Genomic DNA, 9,046 nt, shown 5'->3' on the forward strand with positions numbered 1-9,046 from the left:
CCAGATGGCCAACAGCAACGCCGTCAGAAGGGCGGCATAACAACAACCGGGTATAGCTTATCAAGCCCGCAAAACTGTCCGAACGGACGGGACCACCTCTGACTATGACCACAGTCGATCGCGTATCCCCGCACGTCCACGGCTTTTTCGCGCCATGTCTCGACAACGTCATATAGCGCGCCCACGGTGCCACGTGCACCCCACAGAGCCAGTAATGGGACCTCAATCCGCCTGTCTGCATCAAGCATCAGGCCGCCCTGTCGGTCGCCTATGGGGCAGGCCTGCGGGTGGCCGAGGTCGCAGCTCTCAAGATCAGCGATATCGACAGCGAGCGCATGCTGCTCAGGGTCGAACGGGGCAAAGGGGGACGATATCGCAACGCCATGCTTCCTGCAGACCTTCTGCCCCTGCTGCGGGAGTGGTGGAAGGCCGGACGCCAGCAGGGCGTGATGCATTCCGGGGGCTGGCTTTTTCCCGGACAGGACACCATGAGGCCCATCAGCACACGGCAACTCCATCGTGTGGTTGTCGATGCCGCGCGGGCTGCTTCGATCACCAGACGTGTGGGGCCTCATACCCTGCGGCACAGCTTTGCCACGCACCTGCTTGAGGATGGTGTCGATGTCCGCGTGATCCAGGTTCTGCTGGGTCATTCCCGTCTGGAGACCACGGCCCTTTATACAAAAGTTGCGACACGGACCGTGCGGGCCGTCATCAGTCCGCTCGACAGGCTGGGCATGCTGGCGACAACGCAGGCGAGGCCCGACGGCTGATCCCCGGGCGGGGGCGGTCATGACCGCCTCCCTCGAACTGGGGGACATCTTCCGGGCTGCCGGCCCTGCCTGGCGGTCAGCCCATGCCGGCCGTCTCCCCCTGCAGCAGCTCAAGGTCATGTCGGCGATCGAACACTGTCGCACCGCGGCCCTTGGTGGTCATGTCGCGGCCTGCGGGGACTGTGGACACTGGCGGATCGCCTATAACAGCTGCCGCAACCGTCATTGTCCGCGCTGTCAGGGGAACGCCGCGCGGACATGGCTGGCCGAGCGGGAGGCCGATCTGCTGCCGGTCGGGTATTTCCATGTCGTCTTCACCCTGCCGGCGCGGATCGCCGACATCGCGCTCCAGAACAAGGCCGTTCTCTACGCCCTGCTGTTCCAGGCCGCCTCGGAGACGATGATGACGATCGCCGCCGATCCCCGGCATCTGGGTGCCCGCATCGGCATCACCGCCGTGCTGCACAGTTGGGGTTCGGCGCTGACCCACCATCCCCACGTGCACATGATCGTGCCGGGTGGCGGTCTCTCGCCCGATGGCCGGCGCTGGATCTCGTCACGCCCTGCCTTCCTGCTGCCCGTTCGCGTGCTGGGCAAACTGTTCCGCCGCCTGTTCCTGACCCGGCTGCGCGCACTTTTCGATGCCGACCGGCTGGTCTTCCGGGGGCAGCTTGCCCCTCTGGCAGACCGCCGTGCCTTTATGCGGTATCTGGCTCCTGTGCGCAGCACGCGCTGGGTCGTCTACGCCAAACCACCTTTTGCCGGTCCCAAAGCGGTACTGGCCTACCTGTCACGCTATACCCACCGTGTCGCCATCTCGAACCGCCGCCTCCTGGCGTTCAACGAAAACGGCGTGACGTTCCGCTACAAGGACTACCGGCGGGACACGGCCCACCAGCAGCAGGTCATGACACTCGCCACGGATGAGTTCATCCGTCGCTTCATGCTGCATGTCCTGCCACGGGGATTTCATCGCATCCGCCATTATGGCCTGCTGGCCAGTTCCAGCCGCAAGGCCAGCCTCGCCCGGGTGCGGGAACTGCTCAAGGTCATATCCACACCAGCGCCAGAAGTCCCGGAAGCCGAACCGGCCACGCCACCGCCGTGCCCATGCTGTGGTGGTCCGATGGTCGTCATCCAGATCCTTCCCCGATGGTGCCAGCCCCGAGGGCCACCACGGGCGACTGATCCGACCGGGGGATCACCATGACAGCCCGCAGAGATTACAGCATGACCGATCCCGATGTCGGAGTGGTTCCGCCCCGGCAAACCGTATCTCCTGTACGCATCACTGGAAAACCCGGGAAAATCGCTGCCTACACTGCCAGTTCTGTCATCGCGTCATGCAGATCCGGTCACAAAAACCCGTTCCAGTTCCACAAACGCACCTGTATGCTCTGGCTCTGGCTCTGGCTCTGGCTCTGGCTCTGGCTCTGGCTCAGCCTCTCCCCTGGGGCGGCGCCAATTGCAAATTCCCCATAACTGAGTCCCGGTGTCGCGGGTTCGGTCTTCCCAGACTTTCGTACGCCTCGCGGCGCCCGAAACCCTTCAGGTGGAACGAACCCGCTGCGCGGGATTGGCGCGGTGTGCAGGTCTGTCACCACGGCGTGAGCGATCTGTTTTATTTGGAACTGTCCTGATCGGGCCAAGCATTCTGGCTTCTTCCCACCAGAAGGAGCCGGATGATGACAGAATCCCTGTGCATTGCTGCAATCAGTCCCCTTCGCCAGCGCCTGCTTGATGACATGGCGGTGCGGCGGTTCTCCCGGGAGACGCAGCGCAATTACCTTCGCGATGTCGGCCGTTTCGCCACGTTTCTGGGCCGCTCGCCCCACACGGCAACAGTCGAGGATGTGCGCCAGTTCCAGATTGCGCAGAACGCGACTGGCATGCCGACACCGACCATGAATGCTATCGTGTCAGCGCTTCGGTTTTTCTTCACCCAGACGCTCGACCGCCCCGACCTTGCACGCAGGCTGGTCCGGGTGGCGCAGCCCCGCAACCTGCCCGTCGTACTGAGCCGTGATGAAGTTGCCCGGTTGCTCAACGCGACCGTATGCCTCAGTCGCATCATGGACCAGATCGATGCCTGCTGCAGCGCGGTAGTCTTCGCATGCTGCATGACGCATTGCCGGGTCGGCGTAGCATCGACGATATTCGGCCATGACACGCGGATCGACCGATCCTGGTATCTTGATCTGTCCTGCAATGTGGCTTTCGAGAAAAAAGTCCGGATCCCCGCTGATCAGCCTTTCAGGCAAGGGGGCGGGCTGGATCAGAAAAAACCACCAGAAATAGCGTCGGGCGAATTCCATATTGGTCCGGGCATACATCGTTGCTGTCGGTGCGATATCGATCAGCACCAGTTTTTCCACCGACTGCGGCGCATCCAGCGCCATGCGGTGCGCCACCCGTCCGCCCCGGTCATGCCCGACAACCATGAACCGTTCAAATCCAAGCTGGTGCATGACGCCAACCTGATCAGCCGCCATGGCCCGCTTGGAATAGTTGGCGTGATCCGCCCCACCTTCAGGCTTGGCGCTATCGCCATATCCCCGCAGATCTGGGGCCACGATGGTAAATCGTTTCGCCAGTGCGGGCGCAACCTTGTGCCAGGTCAGATGCATCTGCGGATGACCATGCAGCATGAGCAGCGGCGGTCCGTTTCCGCCGGTAGCCGTGCGGATCCGCACGCCATTCACCTCGATATCCCGCCAGCTAAAGCCCGGCAATAAATCGGGGAATTTCCTGATTGCGGTCATGCTTTCACCTGCATTCGTCCAGTGGCACACAGCAAAAAAGCAGAATATCAGGAAACCAGTATTTCCCCTGATGAAGACCTGTTGATTATCTCCCTGCCGCGACTCACAACGGCGTCACTGGGTAGATCAGTTGGGATATCCGAGAGGGTCGATTCGCAGAGCCTGCGGAAATAGACAGGGCTATGTCACGCGTGATCACAGACGTCAGCCCCCAGTGTAACCACAACATCCAGATGAGGACTTTGGCGGGCGTAGCCCACGCCACGACATTATCCCGAGAGACCGTAAAACGTACATCGACGGAGCCAGCATCTCAGCGCGCTACCCGACCAAGTGAAAGTTCTGAACACCTGTTCCAGCCTACATTCCCGCCAGAGTCCTCATGGAGTTTCTTTCAGAGGCAAAAACTGAGGACTCTGGCGGGAACATGCGACGCGCAAGGTTAATTTCTGAGATATGCCAGAAATCTGGAGCCGAAACAGATCGCAAAACGGCCCTCGAAGTGAGGACTCTAGCGGGGTTTTGTGCGCCAAAAACAGGTTTATCCGCCGAACATCAAGGAAAATCGGGCTGTTAGAAGCCTCCTAACCTGAAAATTTCTCAGTTTTGAGGACTTTGACGGGGCGCCAAATTAGCGCTATCTGCAAATCGAGGACTCTGACGGGAAACTTGATGCCCTCAGAGATACCGATTCGCTACACCTCCCTTTTGCGAGGTGACCAACAGGGTACTGAGGACTGTAGCGGAAAAACTGAGGACTCTAGCGACACGTGCTTACGGAGCAAGCACGATTCGCATAAGTTATCCCGAGGACACTAACGGGACAAACTAATATTAGAATACAATTAGTTTTAACTAGTATTAGATCCCGCTACAGTCCTCAGAGACATTCTGAACAAATCCGTGCATCATGGACGCAGAATCGAGCCAACATACATATGCCTAGGGGAGCCATGATGGCGGAAGTGCATGACTTGCTTCAGGAGCATGGTCGACAGCATGTACTCCAGCTAGACATGGACCGCCGCGTCGTTGATGCGGCCGCCGCATATCTGACGGACGAAGATGCCGGACTAGGTTTCATGTATAGCGGCTGGGCACAAGCACCGCTCCCACATAAAAAACAACCCGACTCTGCACCTTGGCAAGTTCGCACCGACAGAGTTACCCTTCTCGTAGAACCAGGTCGACGAACGCTTCCGAATGGGGAACTTCAATGGATTGGTGTCCCATACGGAAGTCGAGCCAGACTTATACTGCTATATCTGCAAACCGAGGCTCTAAGAACCCAGAGTCGCGAAATTGAGCTCGGAAAGTCGCTTCGCGACTGGCTTAAGAAGATGAACATCTCTCCTGGCGGCAAAACGATAGCCGACGTAAGAGAGCAGGCACTCCGCATCACGCGCTGTCGTCTCACTTTCGAGGTCCAACAAGCAGGAAAGTCAGCATTAGTCCAACAACTTATAGTCGATAAGGCACTGTTTACGGAAGATGGCGAGGACTCTAGCGGGGGACAGCTTTTAGCGCGGACGAAGCTAAGTGAAACATTCTACGATCAGCTTCGTCGACATCCTGTTCCTATCCAGGAATCCGCAATTCGAGCGATCAGTAAACACTCGATGGCTTTAGACATATATTGCTGGCTTGCATATCGGCTGCATGTCCTCCAGAAGGACACGCCAATCACTTGGAAGGGTCTTCACGCCCAGTTCGGCGCTGGCGTAAAACGCCTAGACCATTTCCGTGATACCTTCTGCGCTCAACTCAACTTGGCGCTAGCAGTATATCCAGAGGCGGTAGTCAAACTGAGTGCTGTAGGTCTGACATTAGTTCCCTCACCTCCACCTGTTGAGCCAAAACGCACGGTAGTCACGTTTCCTAGGTCCCGCTAAAGTCCTCACTCAAAGTAGACGATGAAAACATCTGCGTCGCATAGAGGCAAATCAGTAGACTAATTGCGGACGAACAGTCGACGGACCCGCTATTTGTCGACAAGGTTCGGGATATTGTCGGTCTTTACATGTCGCCACCGAACCGCGCGATCGTGCTGTGCGTCGACGAGAAATCCCAGATCCAGGCGCTAGACCGCGAACAGCCCGTCCTGCCCATGGTACCGGGCGTGCCGGAACCACGTACCCATACCTATCTCCGGAACGGTACGACGTCGCTGTTTGCAGCCCTCGACATCGCAACAGGTGCGGTAATCGGCAAATGCTACAAACGTCATCGTACCATGGAATTTCTCGATTTCCTGAAACGTATCGCCGCCGAGATCCCTGATGACCGGGATGTTCATCTCGTGATGGATAACTACGCCACACATAAAACGACCACGATCAAGACGTGGCTCGCCCGCCGCCCGCATTGGCATGTTCACTTCACGCCCACCTCGGCTTCCTGGATCAATCAGGTAGAGCGCTGGTTCGCCGAACTGACGCGCAAGCAATTCCAACGCGGCGTGCATCGGTCAACAACTGCACTCGAAGCCGACATCACAACTTTTATCGATGCACATAACAAAAACCCACGGTCGTATCGGTGGGTCAAATCAGCCGACCAGATCCTCGCCTCGGTGAAGCGCTTTTGTCATAAGACAATGAGCCGAACTTCAGATTCAGGTGACTAGTACTAGGCACTCTCGCGTGTAGTCGTCCTCAACGGTCAGCACGCGGAAGCGACATCCGTTGTCCAGCGCTAATTAGGACCGTCGGGCACCGGCGTCGGCGAGTAGGTGCCCATTTCCTGTTTCAGGACACCACACTAATGGACCGACAACCCTTCCTTGCGATACAACCGGAACAGCTTTTTGTGGATCAGGATTACTCCTTCGCATTCCAGAAAGATGTGCCGACCCTGATAGGGAAACTGGCATCGTTCGCCCGCAAGGTGGCGCGGTAGGCCGCGCACCTCGGTATCGCATGGACGGTACGACGCATAGCGCTACGTCCTCGGGTCGACGGTGATGCGACTACAGGCCCGCCCCCGCCGTTGCGAGTAATCCCGTTTGGACACCGCCTTGGTCAGAGCATTATGCCGTAATGCCGGGCGTCTCACGAGTTTCCTACTTGCTGCTCCTCAAGCTTCGAGACCTCCAGCCCACCGTATTTCGATCGTCTTGTGTAGAAGGTCGCGTTGCCGATCCCGTAATAGATGCAGGGGTTGGCCTCCTAATGCTCTCTCGGAACTTTTACTCGTCACCGATAAGTTCATCGATTTCACGTAAGCGCTTTCGGATGGCAACAAGCTGTTCCAGCATTTGGCGCCTAGTGGATCTAAGGCGCCGCGCCTCTGTTACGAGCGCGGCAAAATCAACATGAGATGCAGGCCGCTTGATTGACTTTCGGAATGCTATGATTGCAGAACGAGACGCGCTGGGTCCGACGAGGCCCTTCTCGCGCGCCGCTTCAAGTTCCTCTGGTCCCAGTAAAGTCAGCTGATACGCTGCACTATATGAACCCGGTAGTAACGTCTCGCTAATTCGGCCACTATCCACCATGCTTGCGATCCGACGCAACTGGGAGGCCACCGGTTCGGAGAAAGGGAAAAAGCGTTCGAAACTGGCTTTAAGACGGTTTTTTTCTTCTCTCGAAAAAAGTGCATTTTCTAGCGTATTTAATGCTCGGCCGATTTCCAGAAAGGAACGCGCAGCCTTTTCCCACGCAGATGTTACGGCGCGCTGGGTATCAAGAATGATCCGGATGCGGCCCTCGTCCTTCGCAAGGTCCGTTCCGGAAAATACTGATGCAATTGTCTCCAGGGTTTCAGAAGATACGGTGGTGAGTTCATGTAGCTCGCTAGGACGCGCATCAGATGGCTGTATTTCGTCAGCATCAAGGCCCTGCAAGGCTCGCAGCGAGATGCCGCGCGTCGAATTGGCTTTGCTCACAGGTCCAACTCCTGTCGCAAGTATGACCAGAGTGCGCCAAACGCTTCCGCGTTTTTGGGCCGACTTAGATCCATGACGCCTAACCCTTTACCATTTGCGAGTGATATTTCCTCTGCTTGGGCGATTTCTACGGGACACACGGGTCCGACATTTAGCAATTTGGAGCGGATAGTCGCGTAGGAACGAGTTCGAATATTCGCCCGATTAATGATGAACGCTGCTTTCGCACCGCTCTGTTTCAAATGGCGCATCCACGGTATCACGCTGTCTAAATCGTCTTGGCTTTGCTGGCATGGAACCAGAACAAAATCAGAACTTTCACACAAGCCCAAGATTGCTGTCATGTTGATTTCGATCGAGGGCGGCGTGTCGATGACAATAAAATCGGCCGAGGATTGCCTCGCCATTTTCAGGGTGGATCGCCAGTCATCAAGGGACGCGCGATGTACAGGAATATGGGACACGGCCGGAATACTCGCACGGACGCGTTCCCTGCGTTCCGCCCATGTGGCTAGAGTTGCCTGTTTATCCATATCCAGTCCTAATACTTGTCTGCCAGATTGAGCAGCTAAAACAAGTATATTCCGAGATAACGACGATTTTCCAACACCACCCTTTGGCGATGATAGCATCACGATGGATTGTTTTGATGGAGAGGGATGTTTTGTCATTGGGACCTTATCGATGCAGGAGTTCCGCGGACCGCCACCGTATAGAAGGAGTTTTTACAGGACAGCTTTCTGAATACAAGAGAAGAGTTCCAAATCTTTTACGCCGTAAAATTTTTACCGCGTAAAACGCTTTTGTCTGTTGATTTGATGCGTTGCTTGCGCAGGACGTATCGTCTGGGGATACAGTTAGATTACCTATGGTCGGGAGCGCTAGAGCTTTGAGCCGATTGCCCATTGTTTGCCGAAGAGGAACGGCCAAAAAAAGGTCTAAATAAGACAAAACTGCACCAGATCGACCAGCACGCCGCAAGGGGTAGCTCCTCCCCGTGCTCGGCGTCTGCGTCGCCTGCGCGCGGGTCCGGTGCTGCCGCTACGCGGCACCCTTGCCCCGCACTGCCCGACCCGGTTGCAATGAGAACTGAAGGAAAGAGTAATCAGGCGACACAACCTGATTAGCACGCCCGTTCCTGACATCCCGAAAACCTGACCCGGAAACATCCCGGCCTGCAGAAGCAGCGCCGGGTGCCGGCGTTTGTACGGAGCACGGCCATGTCGTTCCAGCTCAACCTCTTCGGCACAACCGCTCTCGCAGATACCCAGAACGACCTTTTCTGGGGCGAACTTGAAGGCGAAGACGGCACGTCCCCCGTCCCGCCTGCCACACCGGCCGCGATGGTCCTTCCCAAGATCGACTTTCATATGGTGGCCGACCGAGGCCTCGCTGACACCTGGAAACAGCGGGCCCGTGACAACGCGCTGGCAATCGCGCTGCTCAAGGAGATCGAAGAAGCAGACCGAAACGCTTCGTCCCCCGAACAGATCGTCCTGTCACGCTTCATCGGCTTTGGAGCTGGAGAACTGGCGAACAACCTGTTTCCATCCGGGAGCGATAGCCCCCGCCCAGGCTGGGAAGAGATTGGCGAGGCGATCCATGCCTCCACAACAGACGTTGAA

At 57.2% G+C, this 9,046-nt stretch carries 6 protein-coding genes and 3 pseudogenes; 6 read left to right on the forward strand and 3 right to left on the reverse strand.

All coding sequences use genetic code 11. The annotated features are described in order from the left end of the window. Positions 1-287 precede the first annotated feature (287 nt). The 3 genes and pseudogenes from CFR71_RS14620 to CFR71_RS17215 all read left to right on the forward strand — a co-directional run. On the forward strand, positions 288-773 hold the full coding sequence (locus CFR71_RS14620) for a tyrosine-type recombinase/integrase (RefSeq protein WP_239020438.1): 486 nt from the start codon (positions 288-290) through the stop codon (positions 771-773). 19 nt (positions 774-792) lie between these two features. After that, on the forward strand, positions 793-1,983 hold the full coding sequence (locus CFR71_RS14625; RefSeq protein WP_110532054.1) for an IS91 family transposase: 1,191 nt from the start codon (positions 793-795) through the stop codon (positions 1,981-1,983). A gap of 472 nt (positions 1,984-2,455) precedes the next feature. Beyond that, a pseudogene (locus tag CFR71_RS17215) lies at positions 2,456-2,836 on the forward strand (phage integrase N-terminal SAM-like domain-containing protein); the annotation flags it as partial. 105 nt (positions 2,837-2,941) lie between these two features. Here CFR71_RS17215 and CFR71_RS14635 read toward each other — a convergent pair. Continuing rightward, positions 2,942-3,535: pseudogene (locus CFR71_RS14635) on the reverse strand (alpha/beta fold hydrolase); the annotation flags it as partial. Positions 3,536-4,488: 953 nt separating this feature from the next. Between CFR71_RS14635 and CFR71_RS14640 the strand changes: the two are divergent. After that, positions 4,489-5,427, forward strand: a complete 939-nt coding sequence (locus tag CFR71_RS14640) for a replication protein RepA (RefSeq protein WP_087609072.1) — start codon at positions 4,489-4,491, stop codon at positions 5,425-5,427. 77 nt (positions 5,428-5,504) lie between these two features. Continuing rightward, positions 5,505-6,161: pseudogene (locus CFR71_RS14645) on the forward strand (IS630 family transposase); the annotation flags it as partial. A 561-nt stretch (positions 6,162-6,722) separates the two neighbouring features. Here CFR71_RS14645 and CFR71_RS14650 read toward each other — a convergent pair. Beyond that, positions 6,723-7,421 (reverse strand): hypothetical protein, encoded by a 699-nt coding sequence (locus CFR71_RS14650; protein WP_007400691.1) that lies wholly within the window; start codon positions 7,419-7,421, stop codon positions 6,723-6,725. Next, on the reverse strand, positions 7,418-8,092 hold the full coding sequence (locus tag CFR71_RS14655) for a ParA family protein (RefSeq protein ID WP_235450627.1): 675 nt from the start codon (positions 8,090-8,092) through the stop codon (positions 7,418-7,420). Before CFR71_RS14655 ends, CFR71_RS14650 begins: the two co-directional genes overlap by 4 nt. 549 nt (positions 8,093-8,641) lie before the next feature. On the opposite strand from CFR71_RS14655, the gene CFR71_RS14660 reads away from it, so the two are divergent. Beyond that, positions 8,642-9,046: hypothetical protein (locus tag CFR71_RS14660; RefSeq protein WP_133251174.1), on the forward strand; the 405-nt coding region annotated here is incomplete at its 3' end.

The organism is Novacetimonas pomaceti (assembly GCF_003207955.1).
Lineage (GTDB): Bacteria > Pseudomonadota > Alphaproteobacteria > Acetobacterales > Acetobacteraceae > Novacetimonas > Novacetimonas pomaceti.